The 25,301-nt window shown below is 43.4% G+C and carries 29 protein-coding genes; 25 read left to right on the top strand and 4 right to left on the bottom strand.

Annotation, left to right across the window (positions count from 1 at the left end; all coding sequences use genetic code 11):
• Window positions 1-71: 71 nt before the first annotated feature.
• The 19 genes from ABIC84_RS21065 to ABIC84_RS20975 all read left to right on the top strand — a co-directional run bounded on the left by ABIC84_RS21065 (window position 72) and on the right by ABIC84_RS20975 (window position 15,492).
• Entirely contained in the window at window positions 72-1,691 is a 1,620-nt protein-coding gene (locus ABIC84_RS21065) for an HAL/PAL/TAL family ammonia-lyase (RefSeq protein WP_426583015.1), read from the top strand.
• Window positions 1,688-2,416 (top strand): 3-oxoacyl-ACP reductase FabG, encoded by a 729-nt coding sequence (gene fabG, locus ABIC84_RS21060; RefSeq protein ID WP_129569468.1) that lies wholly within the window; start codon window positions 1,688-1,690, stop codon window positions 2,414-2,416. The genes ABIC84_RS21065 and fabG overlap by 4 nt, the downstream gene beginning before the upstream one ends.
• A gap of 334 nt (window positions 2,417-2,750) precedes the next feature.
• On the top strand, window positions 2,751-3,971 hold the full coding sequence (locus tag ABIC84_RS21055; protein WP_426583017.1) for a beta-ketoacyl-[acyl-carrier-protein] synthase family protein: 1,221 nt from the start codon (window positions 2,751-2,753) through the stop codon (window positions 3,969-3,971).
• A gap of 11 nt (window positions 3,972-3,982) precedes the next feature.
• On the top strand, window positions 3,983-4,240 hold the full coding sequence (locus ABIC84_RS21050; RefSeq protein ID WP_426583019.1) for an acyl carrier protein: 258 nt from the start codon (window positions 3,983-3,985) through the stop codon (window positions 4,238-4,240).
• On the top strand, window positions 4,240-5,118 hold the full coding sequence (locus ABIC84_RS21045; RefSeq protein WP_426583021.1) for a hypothetical protein: 879 nt from the start codon (window positions 4,240-4,242) through the stop codon (window positions 5,116-5,118). Before ABIC84_RS21050 ends, ABIC84_RS21045 begins: the two co-directional genes overlap by 1 nt.
• Window positions 5,115-5,537 carry a 3-hydroxyacyl-ACP dehydratase gene (locus ABIC84_RS21040; RefSeq protein ID WP_426583023.1) on the top strand — a complete coding sequence of 141 codons (423 nt, stop codon included), beginning with the start codon at window positions 5,115-5,117 and terminating at the stop codon, window positions 5,535-5,537. Before ABIC84_RS21045 ends, ABIC84_RS21040 begins: the two co-directional genes overlap by 4 nt.
• 8 nt (window positions 5,538-5,545) lie before the next feature.
• Complete coding sequence (locus ABIC84_RS21035; RefSeq protein ID WP_426583025.1) at window positions 5,546-6,190, top strand: hypothetical protein; 645 nt, start codon at window positions 5,546-5,548, stop codon at window positions 6,188-6,190.
• A gap of 12 nt (window positions 6,191-6,202) precedes the next feature.
• Window positions 6,203-6,628 carry an acyl-CoA thioesterase gene (locus ABIC84_RS21030; RefSeq protein ID WP_426583027.1) on the top strand — a complete coding sequence of 142 codons (426 nt, stop codon included), beginning with the start codon at window positions 6,203-6,205 and terminating at the stop codon, window positions 6,626-6,628.
• 12 nt (window positions 6,629-6,640) lie between these two features.
• On the top strand, window positions 6,641-7,768 hold the full coding sequence (locus tag ABIC84_RS21025; RefSeq protein ID WP_429264839.1) for a beta-ketoacyl synthase N-terminal-like domain-containing protein: 1,128 nt from the start codon (window positions 6,641-6,643) through the stop codon (window positions 7,766-7,768).
• Window positions 7,768-8,313, top strand: a complete 546-nt coding sequence (locus tag ABIC84_RS21020) for a hypothetical protein (RefSeq protein WP_426583031.1) — start codon at window positions 7,768-7,770, stop codon at window positions 8,311-8,313. The genes ABIC84_RS21025 and ABIC84_RS21020 overlap by 1 nt, the downstream gene beginning before the upstream one ends.
• A gap of 27 nt (window positions 8,314-8,340) precedes the next feature.
• Entirely contained in the window at window positions 8,341-9,591 is a 1,251-nt protein-coding gene (locus tag ABIC84_RS21015) for an NAD(P)/FAD-dependent oxidoreductase (protein ID WP_429264838.1), read from the top strand.
• A 63-nt stretch (window positions 9,592-9,654) separates the two neighbouring features.
• On the top strand, window positions 9,655-10,293 hold the full coding sequence (locus ABIC84_RS21010) for a hypothetical protein (protein ID WP_429264837.1): 639 nt from the start codon (window positions 9,655-9,657) through the stop codon (window positions 10,291-10,293).
• Window positions 10,294-10,388: 95 nt separating this feature from the next.
• On the top strand, window positions 10,389-10,724 hold the full coding sequence (locus ABIC84_RS21005) for a phosphopantetheine-binding protein (RefSeq protein ID WP_429264869.1): 336 nt from the start codon (window positions 10,389-10,391) through the stop codon (window positions 10,722-10,724).
• A gap of 3 nt (window positions 10,725-10,727) precedes the next feature.
• On the top strand, window positions 10,728-11,927 hold the full coding sequence (locus ABIC84_RS21000) for a beta-ketoacyl-[acyl-carrier-protein] synthase family protein (protein ID WP_429264836.1): 1,200 nt from the start codon (window positions 10,728-10,730) through the stop codon (window positions 11,925-11,927).
• 3 nt (window positions 11,928-11,930) lie between these two features.
• Complete coding sequence (locus ABIC84_RS20995) at window positions 11,931-12,980, top strand: beta-ketoacyl synthase chain length factor (RefSeq protein WP_429264835.1); 1,050 nt, start codon at window positions 11,931-11,933, stop codon at window positions 12,978-12,980.
• Complete coding sequence (locus ABIC84_RS20990; protein WP_429264834.1) at window positions 12,974-13,747, top strand: polysaccharide deacetylase family protein; 774 nt, start codon at window positions 12,974-12,976, stop codon at window positions 13,745-13,747. The genes ABIC84_RS20995 and ABIC84_RS20990 overlap by 7 nt, the downstream gene beginning before the upstream one ends.
• Window positions 13,748-13,910: 163 nt before the next feature.
• A complete protein-coding gene (locus ABIC84_RS20985; RefSeq protein WP_429264833.1) occupies window positions 13,911-14,534 on the top strand; it encodes an outer membrane lipoprotein carrier protein LolA in 624 nt (207 codons plus the stop codon).
• Entirely contained in the window at window positions 14,497-15,132 is a 636-nt protein-coding gene (locus ABIC84_RS20980; RefSeq protein WP_429264832.1) for a hypothetical protein, read from the top strand. Before ABIC84_RS20985 ends, ABIC84_RS20980 begins: the two co-directional genes overlap by 38 nt.
• Entirely contained in the window at window positions 15,133-15,492 is a 360-nt protein-coding gene (locus ABIC84_RS20975) for a hypothetical protein (protein WP_429264831.1), read from the top strand. It begins immediately after the preceding gene.
• Window positions 15,493-15,652: 160 nt separating this feature from the next.
• On the opposite strand, the gene ABIC84_RS20970 is transcribed toward ABIC84_RS20975, so the two are convergent.
• Window positions 15,653-16,240: a DUF308 domain-containing protein gene (locus ABIC84_RS20970; protein ID WP_429264830.1), complete on the bottom strand. Its 588-nt coding sequence runs from the start codon at window positions 16,238-16,240 to the stop codon at window positions 15,653-15,655.
• A 115-nt stretch (window positions 16,241-16,355) separates the two neighbouring features.
• Window positions 16,356-16,952, bottom strand: a complete 597-nt coding sequence (locus ABIC84_RS20965; protein ID WP_429264829.1) for a Crp/Fnr family transcriptional regulator — start codon at window positions 16,950-16,952, stop codon at window positions 16,356-16,358.
• A 180-nt stretch (window positions 16,953-17,132) separates the two neighbouring features.
• Between ABIC84_RS20965 and ABIC84_RS20960 the strand changes: the two genes are divergently transcribed.
• Entirely contained in the window at window positions 17,133-17,300 is a 168-nt protein-coding gene (locus tag ABIC84_RS20960) for a hypothetical protein (protein WP_429264828.1), read from the top strand.
• Window positions 17,301-17,424: 124 nt separating this feature from the next.
• On the top strand, window positions 17,425-19,848 hold the full coding sequence (locus tag ABIC84_RS20955) for an outer membrane beta-barrel protein (RefSeq protein WP_429264827.1): 2,424 nt from the start codon (window positions 17,425-17,427) through the stop codon (window positions 19,846-19,848).
• Window positions 19,849-19,903: 55 nt separating this feature from the next.
• Here the strand turns inward: ABIC84_RS20955 and ABIC84_RS20950 are convergent, their stop codons facing one another.
• Window positions 19,904-20,227, bottom strand: coding sequence for a hypothetical protein (locus tag ABIC84_RS20950; protein ID WP_429264826.1), 324 nt, complete (start codon window positions 20,225-20,227; stop codon window positions 19,904-19,906).
• Window positions 20,228-20,383: 156 nt separating this feature from the next.
• Between ABIC84_RS20950 and ABIC84_RS20945 the strand changes: the two genes are divergently transcribed.
• From ABIC84_RS20945 to ABIC84_RS20935, 3 genes are all read left to right on the top strand, one after another.
• Window positions 20,384-20,710 carry a nucleotide pyrophosphohydrolase gene (locus ABIC84_RS20945; protein ID WP_429264825.1) on the top strand — a complete coding sequence of 109 codons (327 nt, stop codon included), beginning with the start codon at window positions 20,384-20,386 and terminating at the stop codon, window positions 20,708-20,710.
• 115 nt (window positions 20,711-20,825) lie between these two features.
• On the top strand, window positions 20,826-21,704 hold the full coding sequence (locus ABIC84_RS20940; RefSeq protein ID WP_176626455.1) for a DUF4349 domain-containing protein: 879 nt from the start codon (window positions 20,826-20,828) through the stop codon (window positions 21,702-21,704).
• 168 nt (window positions 21,705-21,872) lie between these two features.
• On the top strand, window positions 21,873-22,286 hold the full coding sequence (locus ABIC84_RS20935; protein WP_426583062.1) for a hypothetical protein: 414 nt from the start codon (window positions 21,873-21,875) through the stop codon (window positions 22,284-22,286).
• Window positions 22,287-22,433: 147 nt separating this feature from the next.
• On the opposite strand, the gene dapF is transcribed toward ABIC84_RS20935, so the two are convergent.
• Complete coding sequence (gene dapF / locus ABIC84_RS20930) at window positions 22,434-23,219, bottom strand: diaminopimelate epimerase (protein WP_429264824.1); 786 nt, start codon at window positions 23,217-23,219, stop codon at window positions 22,434-22,436.
• Between the two features lie 192 nt (window positions 23,220-23,411).
• Here dapF and ABIC84_RS20925 point away from each other — a divergent pair, with 192 nt between their 5' ends.
• Window positions 23,412-24,941, top strand: a complete 1,530-nt coding sequence (locus ABIC84_RS20925) for a Do family serine endopeptidase (protein ID WP_429264823.1) — start codon at window positions 23,412-23,414, stop codon at window positions 24,939-24,941.
• Window positions 24,942-25,301 lie beyond the last annotated feature (360 nt).

The following is a 25,301-nucleotide window of genomic DNA, read 5'->3' as shown; positions in this document are numbered from 1 at the left end:
ACCCCTCCGAAGCAAAGGACGGCGTTGTTATTTTCAAATCCGAACATTTACCTTATTTTCGCCCTGATTTTGTGAAAAAGAGTAATCAAACCTTATTAAATAAAACTGCTGTGCCCATACTACAGGTTGGAGGAAAAACCCTTACGCTAGATGATTTTTACCAGGTAATTTTTAATAGTGCTACGATTGCTCCTGACGAACAGGCACTGCAAAAGGTAGAAGCCAGCTTTACTTTTCTTGGCAATTTTTCATCCAACAAGCTTATTTACGGCATTAACACCGGCTTTGGCCCAATGGCGCAATACAAGGTGAGCGATGAAAACCGTTTGCAATTACAGTATAATCTCATCCGCAGCCATGCTTCGGGCGGTGGCAGTTTGATGCAGCCCCAGTTGGTAAAAGCCCTGATGCTTGCCCGGCTTAACAGTTTTATGCAAGCCCATTCCGGTGTACACCCCGAACTGGTGAACCTGCTTGCCGAACTCATCAATAAAAACGTTACTCCCTGTATATTTGAACATGGCGGCGTAGGTGCCAGCGGCGATCTGGTACAGTTAGCCCACCTTGCACTGGTTTTAATTGGCGAAGGCGAGGTGATTTATAACGAAAAAGTACAACCAACAGCTTCTGTTTTTGAAAAACTGAATATTAAACCACTGCAAATCCATATCCGTGAGGGACTGGCCATTATCAACGGTACTTCGGCCATGACCGGGATTGGATTGCTGAATATTATCCGAGCTAAAAAACTGCTGGGCTGGTCGGTAATGTTATCGGCCATGATCAACGAGGTGGTGGGTGCTTTTGATGACCATTATTCGCACGAGCTAAACAGGGTTAAACATCATACAGGTCAAAATGCTATTGCCGCGCAATTGAGGGAAATCCTGAAGGATAGCCAAATGACCCGCAGCCGCTCAGAGCATTTATACAATCCCGAAAATATTGATCAGGAAGTTTTTGAGGATAAGGTGCAGGAATACTACTCGCTTCGTTGTGTTACGCAAATTCTCGGTCCGGTGTATGATACAATTGCTCGGACAGAAAGCGTGGTTGTAGATGAACTGAATTCAGTGAACGATAATCCGGTTATCGATCATGAAAACCATAACATCTTCCACGGCGGTAATTTCCATGGCGATTATGTTTCGCTGGAGATGGATAAACTCAAGATAGCTGTTACCCGTTTATCGATGCTATCAGAAAGGCAGTTGAATTATTTACTGAATGATAAGCTGAACCAGAAGTTTCCGCCGTTTTTGAATTTAGGTGTATTAGGCTTCAACTTCGGAATGCAGGGAATGCAGTTCACGGCTACCTCAACCGTTGCCGAAAACCAAACCCTTTCGTATCCCATGTACGTACACAGTATCCCAAACAATAATGATAACCAGGATATTGTAAGCATGGGTTGTAATGCGGCATTGTTAACAAAAAAAGTGATCGATAACAGTTTCGAGGTACTGGCTATCCAGGCTATGACGCTGCTGCAGGCTGTCGATTACCTTGATTGCGCAAACAAGCTATCTACCCAAACCAACAAAGTTTATACCGGCTTGAGGGCTATATTCCCTACATTTATTGAGGACAAACCCAAATACCAGGACCTGCAGCAAGTAAAAGCCTATTTTGAAACTGCCGAAATATTTCCTGAATTTATTAAACCTTTTAACACCAAAAACATCATATGAAATGTGCATTAGTAACCGGCGGCTCAAGAGGAATTGGCAGGGCCATTTGCTACAAAATGGCCGCTATGGGTTATTATGTACTGGTAAACTACAAAGGCAATATTGATGAAGCCAACAATACCCTCGCCCAGATCAGGGAGAACGGCGGCGATGGCGAACTGTTGCAATTTAATGTAGCCGATAAGAACGATATCCAGCAAAAATTAGGCAGCTGGATAGAAACCAATACCGAAAAGTACATTGAAGTTTTAATAAACAACGCCGGCGTTAAAGATGATGGCCTGATGATGTGGATGACAGACCAGCAATGGGATGGCGTAATAAATACGAGCTTAAGTGGCTTCTTTTACGTTACGCGTTTAGTCCTTAACGGAATGCTGGTTAAAAAATACGGCCGGATTGTGAACGTGGTTTCGCTTTCAGGGTTAAAAGGCTTGCCGGGACAGGTGAATTATTCGGCCGCTAAAGCAGGTGTTATCGGTGCAACCAAGGCATTAGCGCAGGAGGTTGGCCGCAGGGGGATTACGGTAAATGCTGTAGCACCCGGTTTTATAGCTACAGATATGACTGCCGGGCTTGATGAAAAGGAGTTAAAAGCGATGGTGCCCTTAAAAAGATTTGGCACTCCCGAAGAGGTTGCTCATGCGGTAGGGTTTCTGGCGTCGCCGGAAGCCGCTTATATTACAGCTGAGGTGCTTTCGATAAATGGTGGGCTTTATTCGTAAAAAAGAAAAAAGCCGCCCCAACCGCCGCCGCTCGGCTCCAGCCGAGTGGCAACTATCAAGCGGCCTCTGGCCGCCGAAGCGAAAGAAGGAAGAAAGCCAATAATTACCACTCGGCTGGAGCCGAGCGGTGGCAAATTTTATTTACCGATAACAAACACAAGCGTAATTAACTCTTAATATAAACTTAATTATAAGCTATTAAGATACAGGTATTTTAATAGCCGAAATTTGGAACATTAAACGAGCGCTATACATACAAAAACCAGATTAAGTTCTATTTTTTTGTATTTTTATCACATTTTGTTGACTATGTACTATCAGTTTTTGCTCAAATATGAATAGGGTTGTGATAACAGGGATGGGTATCTATTCGTGTATTGGGAAAAATCTTGATGAAGTTAAGGAATCCCTTTATGCCGGCAGGTCGGGCATTGTATATGATGCTATCCGTAAAGATTTTGGCTACCGCTCGGGCCTTACCGGTGCGGTTGAAAAACCCAACCTGAAAGGCACGCTTGATCGCCGGGCACGTATCATGTTGCCCGAGCAAGGCGAGTACGCCTACATAGCTACCATCGAAGCATTACAACAGGCAGGTATCGATGCTGATTACATCGCCCAAACCGATGTAGGCATTTTATACGGTAATGATAGTACCGCTAAGGCTGTTATTGAAACTACCGATATTATCCGCGAAAAAAAAGACACTATGCTCATTGGTTCGGGGGCAGTTTTTCAAACCATGAACTCCACTGTTACCATGAACCTGGCAACCATATTTAAGCTGCGCGGTGTCAATTTTACCATCAGCGCGGCCTGTGCCAGCGGTTCACATTCTATAGGCATGGGCTATCACCTCATCAAAAGTGGTATGCAGGACTGCATCATTTGCGGTGGTGCGCAGGAACTAAGCCATTATTCAATGGGCAGTTTTGATGCGCTTTCGGCATTTTCCGTACATGAGGCCGACCCGGCAAAAGCTTCCCGCCCCTTTGATCGCGACCGCGATGGATTGGTGCCAAGCGGTGGTGCTGCTACCGTGATCCTGGAAAGCCTGGATTCGGCCCGGAAAAGAGGCGCTACCATTTTGGGCGAAGTTGTTGGTTACGGTTTTTCATCAAACGGGGGGCATATCTCAAACCCAACGGTTGAAGGGCCGGTACGCTCGTTGAATATGGCGTTAAAAGATGCCGGTATAAAGGCTTCTGAAATTGATTATATCAATGCTCATGCCACCTCTACCCCTGCCGGCGATGCCAGCGAGGCTAAAGCCATTGATGAAGTTTTTGGAGATTATAAGCCTTTGGTAAGCTCAACCAAATCCATGACCGGCCACGAGTGCTGGATGGCAGGCGCAAGTGAAATTGTTTATTCCATGCTAATGATGCAAAACTCGTTCGTGGCGCCTAACATTAACTTTGAAAACCCCGACGAGGATTCGGCGAAACTTAACATCGCTACCGAAACCGTCGAAAAAAATATAGATACATTCCTGTCAAACTCGTTTGGGTTTGGCGGCACCAACTCGTCCCTGATTATTAAAAAATATATTTAAACTAAGCCATTATGCAAATTGAAGAGATCATAGAAAAAATCAACAGCTTCCTTGCCGAAGAATTTGAAGTTGATGCAGATAAAATGGTGCCCGCAGCTAATCTGAAAGAAACCCTCGACCTTGACAGTCTTGATTATATCGACCTTGTTGTAGTAATTGAAAGCAACTTTGGGTTCAAAGTAAAACCCGAAGATTTTACGGGCATTGTTACCTTCCAGGATTTTTACGATTACGTACTATCACGCGTACAACCTAAGGAGCTTGCATAATGCCCGCCTGGCAGGGAAAATCTAAAGGCAACACCCTTGGCTACCGCATTTTTGTAAGCGTTTTAAAAACAGCAGGTGTAATGCCGGCCTATTTTATGCTGAGGTTTGTAGCGCTTTACTATTTCCTGTTTTCGTGGCAAACATCAAAAGGAACATACTACTATTTCCACAAGCGGCTCGGTTTCGGCAGTGTAAAATCAATATTCAAGCTTTACCGAAATTACTATCTGTTTGGTCAAAGTATTATCGATAAGGTGGTGATTATGTCGGGGATTCCCAACAAGTTCACTTTCAACTTTGATGGAATCGACAACCTACGGCAGATTGCTGCCATGAACAAGGGCGGATTACTGCTTAGCTCGCATATCGGCAGCTGGGAAATAGCAGGTGAGCTGCTTGACCATATCAACACCCGCATTAATATCGTAATGTTTGATGGCGAGGACAAACAGATCAAGCGATACATGGATTCGGTAACCGGCGAGCGGAGAATAAACATCATTGTGATCAAAAATGACCTGTCGCACATATTTAAAATCAACGCCGCATTTCAGAACAATGAGCTGGTTTGCATGCATGCCGACAGGTATATCGAAGGCAATAAAACCATAACAAGGGAGTTTTTAGGTGAGGATGCGAAATTCCCGGCAGGGCCGTTTGTAATGGCCGAAAAATTTAAAGTCCCGGTAACTTTTGTTTACGCTTTAAAGGAAAGCGCGTTGCATTATCACTTTTTTGCCAGCCCGGTAAAGGATTATTCAGATCTGGGCAGGGGCAAAGGCATGGAGCAACTTACAAATGATTTTATCGCCAGTTTTGAAAACAAGGTAAAAATGTATCCCGAGCAGTGGTACAACTATTATAATTTTTGGCAATGACCTTACCAACACAGGATATTTTAACGTTAATACCACAGCGCCCGCCATTTGTAATGGTTGATACGCTGGTGTCTTCGTCGGGTGATACCACGGTAACATCGCTGTTGATATTGCCCGAAAATGTTTTGGTAAGCGATGGTGAATTAAGCGAAGCTGGACTGACTGAAAATATTGCCCAAACCGCCGCCGCAGGTGCTGGATATGCAGCTCATCAATTGGGCAAGTCTGTACTGCCTGGTTTTATCGGCGCGGTAAAAAACCTGGAAGTATTTGCTTTGCCAAAAGTTGGCGATACCATAGAAACCGAAGTAAAAATTGAAAACCAGGTTTTCGATGTTACCATCATCAAAGGAAAAATTACTTGCAAAGGCATAACGATAGCCCAATGCGAAATGAAAATATTTATTCAACCACAATAATATCAACCATGAAAAAAAACGCAATTAAACTGAGTTTACTGATACTTTTATTAACCGCGTTCTTAAAACCGGCATCTGCCCAAACCAAAGCAGAGGTATTTGATAGAAAAACCCCGATAACCTGGTTAGGTATGGATTTTTCACAAATGAAATTCATTGGTTCGGAAGAAGCTTACAGACGGGAGGTGATCAATGCCGAATTTGTTGGCAAATACATCCCCCTATGGGAAAATTTCTTTCTAAAAGAACCTAAAAAATATAACCCGGCCAGGGCGGTTCACCGCGATACCGTTCATTTTGCAATGAATGTTACCGAAAAAGTTAACAACGCGCTTACCAAAAACTTCTTTGATACTGATCCCGGTCATTTCAAAACGCTGACCGAAAAAGATATTGATGCATTGATTAAAAACTATGATTTTTTAGGTAATAAAGGCATCGGCATGTTGCTGATTGTTGAAGGCATGGATAAAGGGCGGGCGCAAGGGGGCGCCTGGGTAACTTTTGTTGATATGGATAAGAAAACTGTTTTATATACCGTTTTCCGCACCGGCAACAGCCGTGGATTTGGTTTTAGAAATTACTGGGCACACCCATGGCCGGTAATCCTGGACGATTTTGGCGCTGATTTCGATCTTTTCAAAAAATACTAAGCCCCTAAGGTTTTGCAGCAATCGCTAATAAATACTATTGAGATTGAAGTCAAATTCAGCGATGTGGATATGCTGGGCGTGGTTTGGCATGGCAATTATGTCCGCTATTTTGAGGACGGTCGCGAAGCATTTGGCAAACAATACGGCCTGGGTTATATGGATGTATATAATGCGGGCTACGTTGTGCCTATAGTTAACGTAAATTGTGATTATAAGCGCTTTTTGCGGTACGAGGATAAGGTTATTATCGAAACCACCTACACCCCTACCGAATCGGCCAAGATCAATTTTACTTACAGGTTGCTCAACGCCCAAACAGGCGAACTTATCGTTAAAGGATCGACAACACAGGTTTTTGTTCGCCGTGATAATTTTGAACTGCAACTCACCAACCCGGATTTTTTTCTGGATTGGAAACAACAACAAGGTTTGATATAACAGAACGCCGTGATGAAGAAGGTTTACCTTGTTGCCGATAATGTTTACTCGCCGTTAGGGGCTACCACCACTCAAAATTTTGAGCACCTGGTTAACGGGGTTTCAGGCGTGAGGCACCACGATGATAAAGTCCTGTCTGACGATCCTTTTTTTGCATCGCTATTTGAAAAAGTATATTTTCAAACCGATGAATGCTGCACCAAATTCGAGCACCTTCTCATCGCTTCGTTAACCGAAACCTTACATGGAGTCGATAAAAATATATCCGATAAAAAAACTGTTCTGATTATTTCCAGCACCAAAGGCAACATTAGCCTGTTGGAAACCGAACAAGCGGGCCCTGAACTGGATGAACGGATAGCCCTGCATACTTCGGCCAAAAAGATAGCCCAACATTTTGGCTTTATTAATGAGCCAATAGTAGTTTCGCATGCTTGTATTTCCGGCTTGGTAGCTATGATAACCGGGATGCGGCTGATCCAATCCGGGCAGTACGACCATGCGGTTATAGCCGGGGCAGATGTGATTTCAAAATTTGTGCTTTCGGGCTTCCAATCTTTTCAGGCCGTTAGTCGGGGATTATGCAAACCATTTGATGCAGATCGTGATGGTATCAATTTGGGAGAGGGCGCGGCTACGGTTATTCTATCTACAGACAAACCAACCGGAGAAGCTATTGAATTAGTTTCGGGTGCAATAAGCAATGATGCCAACCATATTTCAGGCCCATCACGCACCGGCGAAGAATTATATTACGCCATCAATAAAGCGATGGATGCTGCCGGTTTAAAGCCTGAGGATATTGATTTTATATCTGCCCATGGTACAGCGACCGTTTATAACGACGAAATGGAAGCAAAAGCCGTAACGCTGGCCGGTTTGCAGCATGTTCCACTCAATAGCCTGAAAGGGTTTTACGGGCATACCTTAGGCGCATCAGGCTTGATCGAAGCCATAATTTCAGCGCGATCATTGAGGCAAAATATTATTATTCCAACAAAAGGTTTCAACAAACAAGGTGATGCCAACCCCGTAAGTGTTTGCAGTCAGTTAATCTCAAAACCGCTCAATAGCTGCCTCAAAATAGCTTCAGGCTTTGGGGGATGCAACGCTGCTATAATCCTAACCAAATCACAATAATGAAAAAAGCACTGATATTATTTGTTTTATACTCATTGATCTGCGCATGTAAACAGAAGCAGAAACCCAATCCCGATATCTGGACAAAAGAATATGAACAAGGGCTCTACAACTACATTGATTCTACAACCAAAGGCGGCATGGCTGATGAGCGGGAAAGAATAAGTTATATAAGGTACATGGTAAGGCGAATCAAGGAGGAAATCCCCAATGGCTTTAATTCCGTGTCAAAAGATAGCTTGCAAAGTTTAAACATAAAAATCACCCGGGAGTATTTAATAAAACAAAGAAACGAAGGGCGTTCTTTTGAAATGGCAACCCGTTATCAAAAATGGAGCCCCTTTATAGAAAAAGGGTTCAGAGATAATTATGTTGCCATATATCAAAGTATGGGCCCCGGATTTGGCGATAAATTATGCGATTGTATGGTTGGTAAACTAAAAAAAATGTACCCCGACTCATTACCACTTCCAATCCCAAAAGAAATTAACCGAAAATTAACCCTTGAGTGTGTTGAGGTAATTAAAAAAAGCAAATCAATTTAACCAAATCACAACAAGATATTTGATAATATGAATACAGAACAGGTAGACGTATTGGTGATAGGCGCTGGTCCGGCTGGAACAGTGGCCGCTTCTATCGTACACCAGGCGGGCTTTAAGGTAAAAATTGTAGAGAAGCAACTTTTCCCCCGCTTTGTGATTGGCGAAAGCTTGCTGCCCCGCTGCATGGAAGCATTAACCGAAGCCGGTTTTGTCGACGCCGTTAAAGCGCAAGGTTTCCAGGAAAAAACGGGCGCAAAGTTTGTGAAAGACGGTAAGATCTGCGACTATCAGTTTGCCGATCAGTTTACTCCCGGTTGGAAATGGACCTGGCAGGTGCCCCGGGCCGATTTCGACAAAACTTTAGCCGATACCGTTGAAAAAATGGGCGTTCCTGTTCATTACGAAACTACCGTTACTAATATTGTTTTCAACGGCCAAAACTCGGTAATTACATTGGAGGATAAAGACGGAAATCAAACAGAGATTTCGGCCCGTTTTATCATCGATGGCAGCGGTTATGGCAGGGTGATCCCCAAACTATTTAACCTCGACAGGCCATCTACCCAGGTTCCGCGTAAGACCCTGTTTGTGCATACCGTTGATAAAAAACGTTCCATGGCCGATGAGCCAAACCGCATTACCATTGTGGTACATCAGCCCGGCGTTTGGATCTGGATCATTCCTTTTGCCAATGGCATTACCTCACTGGGGTTTGTAGGCAACCCTGAGTTTTTTAAACAATATGAGGGTAGTGATGAAGAAATACTGCGAGAACTCATCGCTTCGCAGCCTTATTTCAGTGAACGGTTTGCCGATGTAGAATTTAAATTTTCGCCCAAAGTGCTGGAATCATGGTCGGCCACAACAAGTAAATTTTATGGCGATGGCTTTGTGCTTACCGGCAACGTGACCGAGTTCCTCGACCCTATATTTTCATCGGGCGTAACGCTGGCTACGGTTTCGAGCCAAACGGCTGCCAAACTCGTGATTCGTAAGCTCAAGGGCGAACAGGTAGATTGGGACAAAGAATACATGCAGTACATGATGCAGGGCGTAAACACCTTCCGCTCATATGTTACCTCATGGTACGAGGGGGTTTTGGATACCATATTTTTCGCCGATAACCAGGATCCGCTTGTGAAAAGCCAGATTTGTTCGGTATTGGCCGGTTACGTTTGGGACCTGGATAACCCCTACGTTAAAAACCACGAAACAGCATTACATAAACTGGCACGCACCATTACTTTAAGGGATATGGTAGCGGCGGATAAGAGCTGAAAGCAGAACGCTTAAAGCTCAAAGCTTTTTATTTGATTATAATATCGACAGACGCATTATAAATTGAAAAACCACTATTACATATCAGCTCATTGCAGTATCAGCGGCAACACAGTTCGTTATAATAACGAAGTGGTGTTTGAGGGTACAGAGAGTGATATTCCCGGTTTTTTGCTGTCGGTTTATCAGCACCTGGGGATAAAATACCCTAAGTTTTATAAGATGGATAACCTCGCAAAGCTGGGTTGGCTTGCTGCGGAAATTTTGCTGAAAGATTTCGACAAGGAAAAATATCAACCTACCGACATTGGCGTAGTGCTAACCAATGCAAGCTCGAGCCTTGATGCTGATAAACGGTATTTTGAATCCGTTCAGGATATAGCAAGCCCAGCCTTGTTTGTTTACACGTTGCCGAATATCGTTATCGGCGAGATCTGTATCCGTCATCATTTTAAAGGCGAAAACGCTTTTTATATTTTTGACCGGTTTAATGCGAATTTTATCAGCAGATATGTTTCTGTTTTATTGGAGACAGGGCAACTAAAAGCCTGTATTTGCGGCTGGGCGGAAATGACAACCACGGGCTATAAAGCCGTTTTGTTTTTGATTGAGAAAGCGGGGGCAATACCTTTTTCTATCGAAACAGTCAAAATGGGATATGATTCATTGCCGTTGGTTTTAACCAACGGTAAAAAGGGTTAACGGATGCTGGCTTTAGCCACAATCTAAAAGCGGCATTTTGGCTAAAGCCCCGGGGTACGGATGAGTATTCCGTTGGCTGAAGCCAACGGCAATGAATTATAAATTGCACAAATGAAGTCAATAGAACTTCACAACAGAAAATATTAATAAAATTTACAGTACAGCAAATGGATAAATTAATGGCCGATCTGAAAGAGCAGATCATTGAGCAGTTGAACTTACAGGATGTGAAGCCGGAGGATATAGGCGACGATCAGGCGCTTTTTGGTGATGGACTGGGGCTTGATTCAATAGACGCGCTGGAACTGATCGTGCTGCTGCAGCAAAAATATAAAGTAAAGCTTTCCAACGCAGAAGACGGCCCGAAGATCTTCCGCTCGGTACGCACCATCGCCGAATTTATTGAAAGCAACAAAATCCCGAACGCTTAAAAAATGGATCAACCTGTTTTTATAGCCGGCGTGGGGGTAATTTCGGCCATAGGTAACTCTGTGGCCCAAAACCTGCTGTCGCTTGAGCAGGCTGAAACAGGTATTGCTTCCATCAAATATCTAGATACCGAACACCGGGATGAATTTCCTGTTGGAGAGGTTAAACTGAGCAATGATGAACTTGCGGAATTGTCTGGATTTAAACCCTGCATCAGTCGTACGGCTATGCTGAGTTTAATTGCCGCCAAAGAAGCTTTAACAGATACAGGAATTACCAATCCCTTAGGCTTACGAACAGGCTTTATCTCGGCAAATACCGTCGGTGGCATGGATAAAACCGAAGATTTCTTTCGGGATTTCTTAGCCGATAACACCAAAGGACGTTTACGCAATGTGGTAAATCACGAGTGTGGTACAGTTACCAATTTAGTCGCCGATCAGCTGGGCATCCGGCATCATGTAAGCACTATCAGCACGGCATGTTCTTCATCGGCCAATGCCATTATGTACGGCGCACGGCTCATCAAAAACAATATGCTTGATGTGGTCATAGCCGGTGGTACCGACGCGCTAACCCGCTTTACACTGAATGGTTTTAACACCCTCATGATACTGGATAAACAACCCTGCCAGCCCTTTGATGCTAACCGTCGCGGCCTTAATCTTGGTGAGGGCGCTGGTTATGTAGTGCTGGTATCTAAGCGCTTTGCCTCATCGCTTAAAAAAGAGTTGTATTGTATCTTGAGTGGCTACCACAATGCAAACGATGCCTATCATCAAACGGCTTCATCACCAGAAGGTACGGGTTCATTACTGGCGATGAAAGGCGCGCTGCAAAAGGCTGGATTGCAACCTTCAGATATTGATTACATTAACCTGCACGGTACCGGCACACAAAATAATGACAGCTCGGAAGGTGCTGCTATCAACACCCTATTCGCAAGGTATTATCCTAAAATGAGTTCGACCAAAGCTTTTACCGGGCATACGCTTGGGGCAAGCGGTGGCATTGAAGCCGTATTTTCGGCTTTGGCGGTGCAGCGTGGGTTAGTATATCCTAATCTAAGGTTTGAAACGCCGATGGAAGGCCTGCCTTTTACGCCCGAACCTCGCTTTTCAAAACAACCGGAGATAAAGCATGTACTGTCCAATTCGTTTGGCTTTGGCGGTAATTGTTCATCATTAATATTTTCAAAACTATAGGTGATGTACATTAGGGCAGCAAGCAACATATCGCCTCAAAACACCTTCGGTAATCAGCCGTTTCTTTCAGAACTGGCAGAATACACCGGCGACAAACTCACTTGTATCGAGCCGGACTATAAAACCCTAATCGATCCAAAACTCATCCGCCGCATGAGCCGCATCATTAAAATGGGTGTGGCCGCAGGGATGGATTGCCTGCACCAGGCGGGGATCAACGCACCCGATGCCATTATTACCGGCACGGCTTACGGCTGTTTGGAAGATACCAATACCTTCCTGAGTAAAATGGTGCAGCAGAATGAGGAAGCGCTTGCGCCTACGGCTTTTATCCAATCAACCCATAATACCATCAGCGCGCAGATAGCGCTGTTGCTGCAGTGTCATCGATACAACAACACGTTTGTAAATGGCGGTGCGTCATTTGAAAACGCCTTGCTTGATGCCATGATGCTTTTATATGAGGGTGAAGCAAGTAATGTACTCATAGGCGGCATTGATGAAATCACTATTAATAGCCATGCTATTCTAAAGCGCATGGGACTATATAGCCGTGAACCGGTATCAAACTTTGAACTGCTTAATAATACCGGTAAGGGAACAATGGCCGGCGAAGGATCCGCTTTTTTCCTGTTAAGCCGGGGAGCCTCGGGTAATGACTGGGCTAAAATTGAAGGCGTATCCAGCTTTTATAAACCGCGCAACGTTGCCGAAATACAACAGCATATCCGCACGTTTTTGTTAACACAAAATACTGATATTAATGAAATAGGCCTCTTGCTAACAGGTAGCAACGGTGATTTAAAAAATGTTGCTGTTTATGAACAACTACTGCAGTATGATTTTGATAATGTGCCTGTTATCAATTACAAAGCCCTCTGCGGTGAATACCCAACTTCATCTGCATTTGCGATGTGGCTGGCGGCGCATGAAATCAAAAACGGTGTTTGTTCATTTGTATCATCTCGCAATCAAATTCCGTTAAAAAAAGTGCTGATCTATAATCACTACCAAAATATTCACCACTCGCTAATTCTGCTCTCGGCATGTTAAACTTCAGGAATGCCAATATCCTTTTTGCCGGGCTGCTGGGGTTAATAATCTGGCAGCACATTACTGAAGGGGTATCGTGGTGGAGCTACCTGGTGCTGGCATTTATTTACTCGTTGATATTATTTTACGGTTGCTACTACATCGGCTCCAATTTTTTTATGCGGGTGATGTGTGCTGCAAAAACCAGCAAAAAGGCCATCGCCATTACTTTTGATGACGGGCCGGACGCTACTGCTACACCTCAGATCTTGGATATTTTAAAGCAACTTAACGTTCCGGCGGCTTTCTTCTGCATAGGCAACAGGATAGCCGGCAATGAAACTATTTTAAAACAGATCCAGGAGCAAGGCCATATCATCGGCAATCATAGTTTTTCACATCATTTCTGGTTCGATCTGTTTCCCTCGGCTAAAATGCTGGATGATATGCTTCAGGCCAACCAATTGGTGAGGCAGACGATTAACTTAAGTCCCCTATTGTTCAGGCCTCCTTATGGAGTGATCAACCCTAACCTTAAAAAAGCTATCATAAAAAGCAGGATGGTGCCCATAGGTTGGAGCGTACGCTCGATGGATACGATTATTAGCGATCCGGAAAAACTTTTAAATAAGATAAACCGCCGCATAAACCGCGGCGCCATTTTCCTGTTTCATGATACAGGAGCAGCAACAATTTCGGTTTTACCCTTGTTTATTGAACAAGCTAAAGCACAGGGATACGAAATAGTACGGCTGGATAAAATGCTAAATTTGCAGGCATATGCGTAGATTGATTGAAAATAAAATATTAAAAGCTGAAGCAGGGGCTGTGCGATTCCCTCCCTCGGGAGGGTGTAGGGAGGGCTTTCATCAGCGTTTAACCCCTACCTCCTCCTTCCCCAAGGAAGGAATCGCGCGGGCCGCCACACTTTTATCATGTACTAAGTCTCTATTGATTCTTTTGATAATCATCTGCGCGGCCATCTCTGCCCAAGCCCAACACGCAGGCTATACCCAGCTATCCGATCTTACCAAATTTAAGCAGCAATTTGCCGATGTCGCCGCAAAAACCAATAGCATTAAAAGTGATTTCACCCAGGAGAAAAGCCTGAGCATGCTCTCGGAAAAGATCACTTCTAAAGGCAAATTCTGGTATCGCAAGCCCAATATGCTGCGCATGGAATATACCCAGCCATTCAGCTATCTCATGATCCTCAATAAGGACAATGTGTATATTAAAGATGGGCAAAAGGAAAATAAGGTATCTACCCGTTCCAATAAGGTATTTAAGCAAATTAACAAGATCGTGGTGGATTGTATCCAGGGAACGGCCCTCAACAGCGGCGATTTCAAGTCGGCCGTTTATGAAAACAAGGGCACTTATTTGGTTTCGCTTTCACCTGTTAACAAGCAATTGAGCGAGTTTTTCAAAACCATTGAAATTACCGTTGATAAAAAGGACTATTCCGTAGACACTATCCAAATGCTGGAAAGCTCGGGCGATAGTACCACACTCCGTTTCACTAATAAAGAGATCAATGCCAGTATCCCGGATGCGCTTTTTGCTATTAAGTAGCTGCCTGCTAATGCTGGCCGGCTGTGCGTCGGTTTATAAAAACCTGAAACCGGCAGATGGCAGCGTACGTGAGATCAGGAAATTTGCTCCTGATTTTACGCGGGCGCTTTATAAAACCGAAGTTGATGTTATAGGCGGTCACCATTTAAGCGGCTTGCTGCTTATTAAAACCCTACCCGATAAAAGCGTTCGTATGGTGTTCAGTAATGAGATGGGCTTTAAATTTTTTGATTTTGAGTTTAAACCCGATGGAGGCTTTAAGGTATATTACATCATAAAGCAAATGGATAAGCGCCCGGTGATCATTACGCTGCAGAAAGATTTTGAACTGGTGATGATGCGCAAACAAAATCCGGAAACGGCCTATATTCGCAAGGACGACAACTATTTATACTACGTTTTTCCACAGGAAAAGGGCGCAAACTACTATGTTACGAACAAAGCGGGCACAGAATTGATCCGAATGGAGCGCTCATCCAACAGAAAGCCCGTGGTACAGGCTATTATGCATGGTTTTCACAATGGCATTCCGGATACCATTGGCATTAGCCATAAAAACTTTAAATTTAATATCGGCCTTAAACGTTTGGAAAGATAGATGCTTAACAATAACTTTTTCGGTTTTACCACTCCCGAAACAGATGGCTGTTTGCTCAAAACAACCATCACCCTTAACCCCGCGCATGAGATTTTTAAGGGGCATTTTCCCGGTAATCCTATTGTGCCGGGTGTGTGTATGATGCAGATGATTAAAGAAGTGCTGGAAAATCAGCTCGGCAAAAAGTTAAGACTTGTTAAGGCTGATAATATCAAGTTTCTGTCGTTCATCAACCCTAATGAATACCCCCAGTTTGGGTTGGGGATAAAGATGAGTACCGTTGATGAGCAGGTTAAGGCAGATGCACAGCTGGTAAATGAGGGAATTGTGTTTTTGAAGTTTAAGGGAGTATTTAAATAAAAAATGTCATTGCGAGGAGCTGCTGGGGACGAGCGTTGGACGCGACGTGGCAATCTCGTAGCTATGCATAAATACATTGCAGGTTCGCTCTGCTTTCGACGAGATTGCCGCGCTACGCTCGCAATGACATAGTTTTATAATATATAATAAAAGGCGAATATCAATTCTGCGGAACCGCCTTAGCGCTTTTTCCCAGCCTTATAGCAGCTAACAAATAATAAAAAGCCCCAAATGCTGAATATCCTGCCAAATTCACAATACCCATATTAGGCGAATGTGCCATGGCGATGAACGACACGCCGGCAAGCATAGATTGGCCGCCGCTTATTATCATCGGCCGTTGACCGCCAAACTCTTTTCGCCTTTTCAAGCCAAGCACCAGTTGGATCAATCCTGTTAACAAAGCCCAGGCACCAAATACAATTAATGCAGCAGGTACACCTTTGGTTATAGCAAAACCTACTGATAAGGTTGTAATAATACTGATAGCAGCGTTTACATACTGTGGCGTTACCGATGTGCCATTACCCTGATTAGCGCGGATATCCAGGAATGTACCCACAACATCCCAAAGCGGATAGATTACGAGCAGGATAGTAGCTGCGGTGAATGAGGTTTTGGCTAATAAGGATACCAATATTACCCAGGTAACTGAAAATGCTACTCTTGTAAAATAAAGCTTACGCAGCTCGCGTGCTGTTTTCACTGCGGCTGATGTTTCTATGATCAATGTTTTATTTGCTGACATGACTTTCAATTTTGTTTTCGTTTTTGTTTGATGAAGCAAAATTGGGCACAAAACCGGGCAGTAATTTTCACTTAGGTGAAAACCGGATGGGACATTTGTCAGCGGAGTATCGTTTTTACGGCTTTTGTTGGGATAGTCGTTTTTTGATTCGTGTTAGCGATGGGTTTTTGATTCCTAAATACGACGAAATGTGATAGGCAGGAATCCGGTTTACAATGTTGGGATGCTGGGCTACCATTTTTAAGTAACGTTCTTCGGCGGTATTAAATAAAAATTCTTCTGTACGGGCTTGCGAGTGGTTGAAGAACAGTTCGGCAATCAGGCGACCAAACCTCGGCCAGCCGGTCGGGGTTGTATAAAGATATTGGAGATCGGTATAATTGATGGAGATGATCTCGGCATCTTCCATCGCCTGTATAAAATAAGCGCAGGGGTACTGGTTAATAAAGCTCCTAAACGATACAAGAAATTGCCTTTCGGAAAAAAAATAAATATTCTTCTCTTCCTGCGTTTCGGGGTGCACATAATAAATCCGGAACAGACCTTTGGTTATCAGCGCCAGATCGGTACATACAACGCTTTGCATATTAAAAAAATCAGTTTTAACAATTTTACGGCTGCGCCAGTAAGGCAAGCTAAGGGCAACATCATTTGCCGATAATTCGGCAAAATTGCCAAGCAGTTCATTCAATACCTCCTGTTTTTCGTGCATAGTGTAAAAAATGTGTAATCCTCTCAAATATCGGTACAAAAAACCACACCCTTTTTCACCTTGGTTAATCAAATGAAAGTTTAATTTCTTATTTTACATTCAAACTAAATTCAGGATAAAAACAATCGTTAAAAAAATCAATCAGCATCATGAAAAACATAAAATTATCGCGCCATGTTAATGAGTTTGATCGAGGTGGCCCTTTTCCTGTGTGCCATCATACTGGTGGCATCTGGTCCAAGAAAAAACAAAAAGAAAGAAAATAAGATCAATGCCGATGCGCTCCTGCATTCTGAATATCATGTTACAGAAAACGGCGGACTGGAGCACATAAAAAGCAATTATTAAAATTTTATAACTCCCCTATCAATAACCGCGACAACCTTTTAAATAAAAAGAAACCGCCTCAAGTAATTTTGCGGCGGTTTTTTGTTTATTTTACCGCTTTATAAACCCCTGTCTATCTCCCGATTTGAAATACATTTACAGTTTTTTATTATTCAGCTTAGTTTGCGGCGGCCTGTTTGCGCAGGTAAAAGTTAGTGGAAAAATAACCGATGCTTCAAAAAGCCCGGTAACCCTGGCAGTTGTTAATCTTCAGCAGCAGCACTCCGAACAAATAAGGGCAGTACAAACTGATTCGCTGGGTATGTTTTATTTTACCGATGTTGATAATGGGGATTATTACCTAACCATCACATACACCGGCTATCAGAAAACAGAAATTAAACTAAACCTGCGGCATGACACCACCCTATTCATCACCCTTACCGACCTTATTACGCGGCTCAATGAGGTAACCGTAACAGCCAGCAAACCCTCTGTTGAAAACCGGAGCGATAAGCTGGTTTATAATGTGTCAACCAGTGCAACATCGGCGGGGGCTGATGCACTTACTGTTATAGGCCGGGTACCGGGCGTAAAGGTTGGTGATAACGACCTGGGTATTGTTGGCAAGGGCGGGGTTAAGGTTATGGTGAACGAAAGGCTGGTACAACTGGCCGGTACCGATCTGCTCCGCTATCTGCGTTCACTATCTGCAAGCCAGCTGGCCAGTATCGAGCTCATTAAAAACCCGGGCGCTAATTATGATGCCGAAGGGAATTCCGGGCTCATCAACATCACTCTCAAACACAGTAAAAAGCAAGGTTATTCGGGCAGTGTACAGATCAATGATAAACAATGGCTGCATAAACCGACCACTGTTTTTGGCACCAGCAATTACTGGTGGTTTAATGCCAGTGGGGGCATCAACTATAATTCGGCCAAATTATCGGCCTATGCCAGCGTAAATATTGATCACGACCACGAATTGGAAGGCTTTGAAACCGATATTTATTACCCCAAACAAACCTGGCTGCAAACCGACACAGGCAACTACCGCTATCACAATTTAAATTTTATAGCCGGTGCCGATTACCGCCTGAGCTCAAAAGTTACAGTCGGCATAAATTACCAGGGCGGGAAAAACATCTATGACGGATCAGACCATGTGAACAACCCCATCATCAACAACAGTACCGGCGCTATCGATTCAACATTAAGAACTTATGCCACCTACCATCCTGTGGCTATAAGCAATGCGGTTAACCTGCACGGTACTATAAAACTGGATACGGCCGGCGCCAAACTGCTGCTTAATGCTGATTACTTTAACTATTACCGTACCGACCGGTCTGACTTTGAAAGCAATACCTACCTTGCCAATGGTTCTCTGAATGCTGCCAGCCGCAACCGCTATCATGATACCAACAAGCAGGATATTAATATTTATACCTTTAAAGCAGATGCTGTTGTACCTGCCAAATATGCCCGCTTTGCATTTGGCGGTAAGCTCAGCTTTATCAACAATTACAGCAATGCATTCTATTATAAAAAAACCGTTAATGATTCACTGCGTTATGACGATAACCTGAGCAACGAGTTTACCTACACCGAAAACACCCAATCTGTTTATGGAAGCATAAGCCGCGAGGATGGCAAATGGAAATACCAGGCCGGTTTGCGGGTTGAACGAACCGAAACCAAAGGTTTTTCGCATACGCTTAACCAAACTACTGTTAATAATTACACTAAACTGTTCCCCTCGGCAACGGTGAGTTACCAGGCAGGGGTTGATCATATCCTTTCGCTAAATTTTGGCAGGCGTGTAAACCGGCCCACCTTTTGGAACCTTAACCCTTTCAAGAGCCTATTTACAGTCTACAGTTACGGCGAAGGCAACCCCTACCTTCAACCCGAATACAATACCAATTTTGAGTTTTCGCATACCTATAAAAACAGACTTACTTCGGCCATATTTCTAAATGTTACCAATAGTGGTTTTAACAATGTAACCATCGCCCGGCCGGATACCAACCTTGTTTATACCACTCCGCTCAACTTTATTAAAACTTACAGGGTGGGTGTTTCCGAAAACTATTCGATGCAATTGCTTAGCTGGCTTGATAATAATAACCAGTTCACTTTTTATCATACAGATGCAAAATCGGCCCTTAACGCGGTGAAAAACGTCAGCGGGTTTGGAGCCTATATCGCTACTAACAATAATATTTATTTTAATGCCGATAAATCATTTTCATGTGCGGTAAACTTCTGGTACCAGTTTCCGGAGATAGACCATGTTGGTCGCAGCGACGCCTATTATAAACTCGACCTTGGTCTTAAAGCATCCGTTTTTAAAAAGAAGTTCGATGTTTCGTTTGTAATTAACGATGTTTTCAGGAGCAGCGCATCGGCAGTTACTACAATTGTTAACGGGGTAAGGCAAAAATACACCAACTTCCAGATTAACAGGTATGCTCTTGTTGGCATCAGTTACCGCTTTGGCAATAGCCAAAACAAAGCAGAAAAGCAGGATACCGGCAACCAGGAAGAGAAAGGCCGGATCCATTAAAAGCAAAAAGGGGCTTTTGCGGCCCCTTTCAAACAATTACAAAACAAAAACAAGGTTACATTTTACCTGTGCTGTCTTTCCCCGTTTTGCCTTTACCCATTTTACTTTTTGACATTTTATCATGGCTCATTTTATCCGAACCCATTTTGTCTGATGCCATTTTATCATGGCTCATTTTATCAGTACTCATTTTGCCCGAAGCCATTTTATCGTGGCTCATTTTGTCTTTGCTCATCTTGTCCTTTTTCATTTTACCGGTGTCGCTTAGCATAACGGTATTATGCGCAGGATTTAATGTTTTAGCTTGTACATTAGCTGTAATGCCGGCAATAGCAAGGGTGGCGATAAGGGAGCCCGAAATAATTGATGTGATTTTCATGTTTGATTTTTTAGTTGGTATTTGCCGCTTAGTCGGGTTGATAAATGAAACCTTACAAAATATTTTCATTTATTTAGAAAGCCATCCGGTAGGCTATCAATCAAAAAAATTCGTGAAATTCGTGCACACTCAATTCGACCACATTAAAGCTACTTTATGGAGATCAGCCAGGCACAGCAACTTGTAGATAACTGGATAAAAACAACCGGCATCAGGTATTTTAACGAACTTACCAATACCGCTATTTTAATGGAAGAGGTTGGCGAAGTAGCCCGCATTATGGCGAGGCAATACGGCGAGCAATCATTCAAAAAATCAGATACGGAAGTTAACCTGGCCGATGAAATGGCCGATGTGCTTTTTGCCCTTATTTGCCTGGCCAATCAAACCGGCATCGACCTAACCGACGCCCTGGAAAAGAACATGGAAAAGAAAAGCATCCGGGATGCCAAACGGCATAAAAACAATGAAAAACTGAAATAGTTGAAATTAAATTCTACAACATTTAAATAAACAAAATTAAATTTCGTTTATTTTCTATTTAATATAATTTAATAAGGCAATCATCGTTTAATTTAAACAATTAAACAACCTTATTATGAAAACCTATTTTATACTGTCGGTAAGTTTTTTACTTGTACTGACATCCTGTGAACGTCAAAAAGAACAAAAAGCAACAATTGCCGAAGTGGCGTTAGCACCCGTTCCTCCTGCAGAAAAATCTGATATGGAAGTATTTAAAACGCCGGCAGGTGTTGACGATAAACACGTTTCTGCCAATACAACAATTACCGATACCGCCAAAAAGATCATCAAGGAAGGAGACATCCGTTTTGAAACCGGCAATCCGAAAGCAGCAAGACAAAACATCGTTTCATCGCTCAAAAAGTTAGGCGGTTACCTTGCCGAAGAAAATGAGACCAACAGCGGCGAAACCAATCAAAAGGAATACAGTCTCAAGATCAGGGTTCCCTCTAAAAACTTTGATGCTTTTTTAAATAGCTTAACTTCCAATGCAGATCATATCGACTCCAAAAACATTCACATCAGGGATGTGACAACGCAATTCATCGACGTTAAGGCACAAATCAACAATAACAAGCAGTTAGAGCAGCGTTATTTGCAGTTGGCTGCTAAAGCTATCAAAATGACCGACCTGCTGGCTATTGAAGATAAGCTTGCCGCTATCCGTACCGAAATTGACTCGGCACAAGGGCAGTTGAACTATTTAAGCAGCCAGGTGAGTTACAGTTCGCTGGATATCAGCTTTTACACCAGGCAGGCCAACCTGGTTAACAATGGCAATGGTTTTGGCTATAAGTTTAAAAACTCACTGAGTACCGGCTGGGATACCATGCAAAACATGTTCTTTTCAATAGTATCCCTGTGGCCTTTAATATTTGTTGCGTTAATTATTTACCTGTTAATCATCCGCTGGAAAAAACGAAGGAGAGCAACTGTGTTAACAGAGGCATAAAAAATATCGTTAAAGTTAATTTAATATTTAAATTATAAAAAGGCCAATGCAAAAAGGTATTAACTAATGAAGATTTAATTAAAAGGGTAGAAACTTTACTAAATTATTTAATAAATGCTTGATAAGTAGAAATTTAACACCTAATTTTAAGCACCTAATTATTTGATCATGATCCGTGTACGGTCTAAAGTTGTACTGTTGGTTGCCCCCCATGTAGTTGGCCTTGAGGTATTGCCTAATAACAAGGTTTTTAAACATATTTCAGCTATTCCGGCTATTTTTCCATCCATACACGATATCAAACCCAACCTGCTCATACTTGATTACGATTATCTTGCTCAAGACATCGAAAAGATCCTTCGCCGTTTAAGCACAAACATTGCATACAAAAATATCAGGATTTGCTGCTATAAAAACAAATGGAACTCCAAGGTGGATCCTTTCCTGAAAACATTAGGCGTTGACCATATTTTTTACGCTGAAGATATGCAGGACGAAGTCACCAGGAAAAGCGCATTTGACGCCATTGGCAATGTTATAATGGACGGGACGTTTTTTAATTTATTAAAGCCGGTGCATTGAGTGTCCGTTTCTTTTAGATATCATTGCGGACACGCGGCGTGGCAATGACCTGTTTTTATTCCTATATCATGGTTCTTGTCATCCTGCCTCCTGATCTCTTGTTTCCTGATTCTTGATGTCTTGCTTCTGACCCGTCTTGTCTCTCCTTTAAACAACCACATCTCCCTCAAAAACCCTAACAGCCGGCCCTTCTAAAAAGATTTCCGTAAAGGCGCTGCCATCATAATCAAAACGGATATTGAGGTTGCCCCCCAATACTTTTATAGGAGTGGTAATATGCCCGGTTTGTTGTTTGTGCTGCGCCATGGCCAGGGCAACTGCAGTTACGCCTGTTCCGCAGGCAAAAGTTTCATCCTCTACCCCACGCTCAAATGTGCGTACAAAGTAGCCCTCCTTCATTGGTTCAACAAAATTTACATTAATGCCGTTTTTGCGATAAGTGGCATTATTGCGGATAGCATGGCCTTCCTGGTAAACATTGCGCTGTTCAAGCCCCTCAACCAGCTTTACGTAATGTGGCGAGCCAGTGTTAAGCACATAAGCGTCAGCATCGGTATTAATTTCGTTTACATCAATCATTTGCAGACTTACCCAATCACCTTCGTCTGAAATTTTGGCATAATGGGAGCCATCTACCGCCAAAAATTCAGTTTCCGATTCAATAACGCCTAAAAATTTGGCAAAGGCCACAATGCAGCGACCGCCGTTGCCGCACATGCTGCTTGGCTGGCCGTCGGCATTATAATAAATCATCTCAAAATCGTACCCTTCTTTGTTTTGCAACAGCATCAAGCCATCACCACCGATACCGAAACGACGATCGCACAGGCCCGAAATCAGCTTGGGATTATGATGATCAACGCTGTTATCGCGGTTATCAATCAAAATAAAATCATTGCCTGCGCCCTGGTATTTATAAAAATGTATCTTCACAATTATCCTGTTAATATCAGCCCCCTTTAATCTTCAACAAAACCCGTGCTAACAATTAAAATAGCCGATGTTTATGTATTTAACAAATTTTAACAAAAAACGGGATAACTAATCATTGATTATCTCGTCTATATGGTATTAAATTTGATCTGTAAAATAAGTAAACTTAATAATAAGAAAGGCAAATAATAAATGAAAAAGATTGGTTTAACACTATTAACCGCTTTTGTTGGAGGTGCGATGGCCTTAGGAGTATATAAGGTTATCGAAAACAAGTACTCCGACAACCTGAGCTTCGAAGACAAGCAAAAGGTATATTTTACAAGCAACCCGTCCACCCCGGTTTCATCAACCGGCGACCTTGATTTTACTCAGGCAGCGGCGGCAGCTACCCCGGCGGTGGTTTATATCCGCACAACCTATACTAACAAAGGCAGCGGCGGACAGGATCAGCTGGAGCAGATGTTTGGCGATATGTTTGGTCAGCGGGTGCGTCCGCAAGGCCCACAGATGGCATCAGGCTCTGGTGTTATCATTTCGCCCGATGGTTACATTGTAACCAATAACCACGTGGTTGAAAAGGCCGATAAAATTACCGTTGCTACTAATGATCACCGTACTTTCAGCGCCAAAGTTATCGGCACCGACCCAAGTACAGATCTTGCTCTCATTAAAGTTAGCGCTAACAACCTGCCAATTGTAAAATTAGGTAACAGCGACGACGCTAAAGTTGGCGAATGGGTTTTAGCTGTAGGCAACCCTTTTAACTTAACATCAACCGTTACAGCCGGTATCATCAGCGCCAAAGGCCGTAACATTGGTATTATTGGCAGCGAAAACAATGATGACGATAACCCGTTTGGCCGTACCCGCAACCAGTCGACTCCTAAGCTGAACAAAGCTATAGAGTCGTTCATCCAAACCGATGCGGCTATTAACCCTGGCAATAGCGGCGGTGCCCTGGTGAACACCCGTGGCGAACTGATCGGTATTAACGCCGCTATCGCTTCACACACCGGTTCATATGAAGGCTACGGCTTTGCAATCCCGGTTAACCTGGCTAAAAAAGTACTGAACGATATCAAGAAATTCGGTACAGTAAAACGCGGTTTTGTAGGCGTAACGTTCACCGAACTTAATCCCGACGTAGCCCAAAAACTTGATGTGACAACCACCAACGGCTTGTATGTTAACGACCTTGTACCGGGCGGCGGTGCCGAGCAGGCAGGCTTACGCAAAGGCGATATCATTGTTAAGGTTGAAGGTCAGCCGGTTTATGAATCATCTGATCTGCAGGAGCGTGTAGGCCGTTTACAACCCGGCGACAAGATCAACGTTACCGTGTTGCGCGATGGTAAGGACAAAGATTTCGCGGTAACGCTTAAAGGAGATGCCGTAGCACCATCAAACCGTATCGCGGCGTCTAAATCGGCTGAAGAGCTGTTTAACAAACTGGGCGCAAGCTTCCACGCTTTAACCCCTGCCGAAAAGAACAGGCTGCATGTTAACGCCGGTGTATTGGTTACCCAGGTACGAGAAGGTGGTTTATTTGACGCCGCCGAAATACCCGAAGGCGTTGTGATCACCAGCATTAACAAACTGCCGATTAGCAGTATCGAAGATATTGACAAGGCAATTGTAAAACCTATCCAGGGCAATATCATTATTGCCGGGATCTACCCCGATGGTTCGCACTTTAGCAGCGCGTTCCCGGCTCAATAAGCTTTTTTAAGTGATTTTGCATACGGAAGCTCCGGTCTCTTTTGAGATTGGGGCTTTCTTTTTATGTGGGATTTTAGGGATCTAATGGACCTTTTGTGGTAATTAACTTACATCGTCCGCTCTTGGCCGCGGGGGCCAGTTACTTTACCTTAGATGCAAAGTAACCAAACATCAAGACAAAAAAATGCTTCCTCCCGCGGGCCATACTCCCTGGCCCGCTTTTTTGTCGGGCCAGCGCACTTTTGTTTTGGGGTCAAAAAAATCATGTCATTGCGAGGAGCAGCACGGGAATGAGCATCAAGAGTGACGCGGCAATGACATGGTTTTGAGTACGCTGGCGCTATTACTGTCTTGTCTCTT

It is taken from the genome of Mucilaginibacter sp. 3215 (assembly GCF_050433785.1).
Taxonomy (GTDB): Bacteria; Bacteroidota; Bacteroidia; order Sphingobacteriales; family Sphingobacteriaceae; genus Mucilaginibacter.
This window is presented reverse-complemented; position numbering and strand designations above follow the sequence as displayed.

What these genes read in the sequence shown, in the direction of transcription:
- fabG (WP_129569468.1), top strand. Translation starts at nt 1,688, where the DNA reads ATGAAATGTGCATTAGTAACCGGCGGCTCAAGAGGAATTGGCAGGGCC.
- ABIC84_RS21055 (WP_426583017.1), top strand. Translation starts at nt 2,751, where the DNA reads ATGAATAGGGTTGTGATAACAGGGATGGGTATCTATTCGTGTATTGGG.
- ABIC84_RS21050 (WP_426583019.1), top strand. Translation starts at nt 3,983, where the DNA reads ATGCAAATTGAAGAGATCATAGAAAAAATCAACAGCTTCCTTGCCGAA.
- ABIC84_RS21045 (WP_426583021.1), top strand. Translation starts at nt 4,240, where the DNA reads ATGCCCGCCTGGCAGGGAAAATCTAAAGGCAACACCCTTGGCTACCGC.
- ABIC84_RS21040 (WP_426583023.1), top strand. Translation starts at nt 5,115, where the DNA reads ATGACCTTACCAACACAGGATATTTTAACGTTAATACCACAGCGCCCG.
- ABIC84_RS21035 (WP_426583025.1), top strand. Translation starts at nt 5,546, where the DNA reads ATGAAAAAAAACGCAATTAAACTGAGTTTACTGATACTTTTATTAACC.
- ABIC84_RS21025 (WP_429264839.1), top strand. Translation starts at nt 6,641, where the DNA reads ATGAAGAAGGTTTACCTTGTTGCCGATAATGTTTACTCGCCGTTAGGG.
- ABIC84_RS21020 (WP_426583031.1), top strand. Translation starts at nt 7,768, where the DNA reads ATGAAAAAAGCACTGATATTATTTGTTTTATACTCATTGATCTGCGCA.
- ABIC84_RS21015 (WP_429264838.1), top strand. Translation starts at nt 8,341, where the DNA reads ATGAATACAGAACAGGTAGACGTATTGGTGATAGGCGCTGGTCCGGCT.
- ABIC84_RS21000 (WP_429264836.1), top strand. Translation starts at nt 10,728, where the DNA reads ATGGATCAACCTGTTTTTATAGCCGGCGTGGGGGTAATTTCGGCCATA.
- ABIC84_RS20995 (WP_429264835.1), top strand. Translation starts at nt 11,931, where the DNA reads ATGTACATTAGGGCAGCAAGCAACATATCGCCTCAAAACACCTTCGGT.
- ABIC84_RS20990 (WP_429264834.1), top strand. Translation starts at nt 12,974, where the DNA reads ATGTTAAACTTCAGGAATGCCAATATCCTTTTTGCCGGGCTGCTGGGG.
- ABIC84_RS20980 (WP_429264832.1), top strand. Translation starts at nt 14,497, where the DNA reads ATGCCAGTATCCCGGATGCGCTTTTTGCTATTAAGTAGCTGCCTGCTA.
- ABIC84_RS20975 (WP_429264831.1), top strand. Translation starts at nt 15,133, where the DNA reads ATGCTTAACAATAACTTTTTCGGTTTTACCACTCCCGAAACAGATGGC.
- ABIC84_RS20970 (WP_429264830.1), bottom strand. Translation starts at nt 16,240, where the DNA reads ATGTCAGCAAATAAAACATTGATCATAGAAACATCAGCCGCAGTGAAA.
- ABIC84_RS20965 (WP_429264829.1), bottom strand. Translation starts at nt 16,952, where the DNA reads ATGCACGAAAAACAGGAGGTATTGAATGAACTGCTTGGCAATTTTGCC.
- ABIC84_RS20960 (WP_429264828.1), top strand. Translation starts at nt 17,133, where the DNA reads ATGAGTTTGATCGAGGTGGCCCTTTTCCTGTGTGCCATCATACTGGTG.
- ABIC84_RS20950 (WP_429264826.1), bottom strand. Translation starts at nt 20,227, where the DNA reads ATGAAAATCACATCAATTATTTCGGGCTCCCTTATCGCCACCCTTGCT.
- ABIC84_RS20945 (WP_429264825.1), top strand. Translation starts at nt 20,384, where the DNA reads ATGGAGATCAGCCAGGCACAGCAACTTGTAGATAACTGGATAAAAACA.
- ABIC84_RS20940 (WP_176626455.1), top strand. Translation starts at nt 20,826, where the DNA reads ATGAAAACCTATTTTATACTGTCGGTAAGTTTTTTACTTGTACTGACA.
- ABIC84_RS20935 (WP_426583062.1), top strand. Translation starts at nt 21,873, where the DNA reads ATGATCCGTGTACGGTCTAAAGTTGTACTGTTGGTTGCCCCCCATGTA.
- ABIC84_RS20925 (WP_429264823.1), top strand. Translation starts at nt 23,412, where the DNA reads ATGAAAAAGATTGGTTTAACACTATTAACCGCTTTTGTTGGAGGTGCG.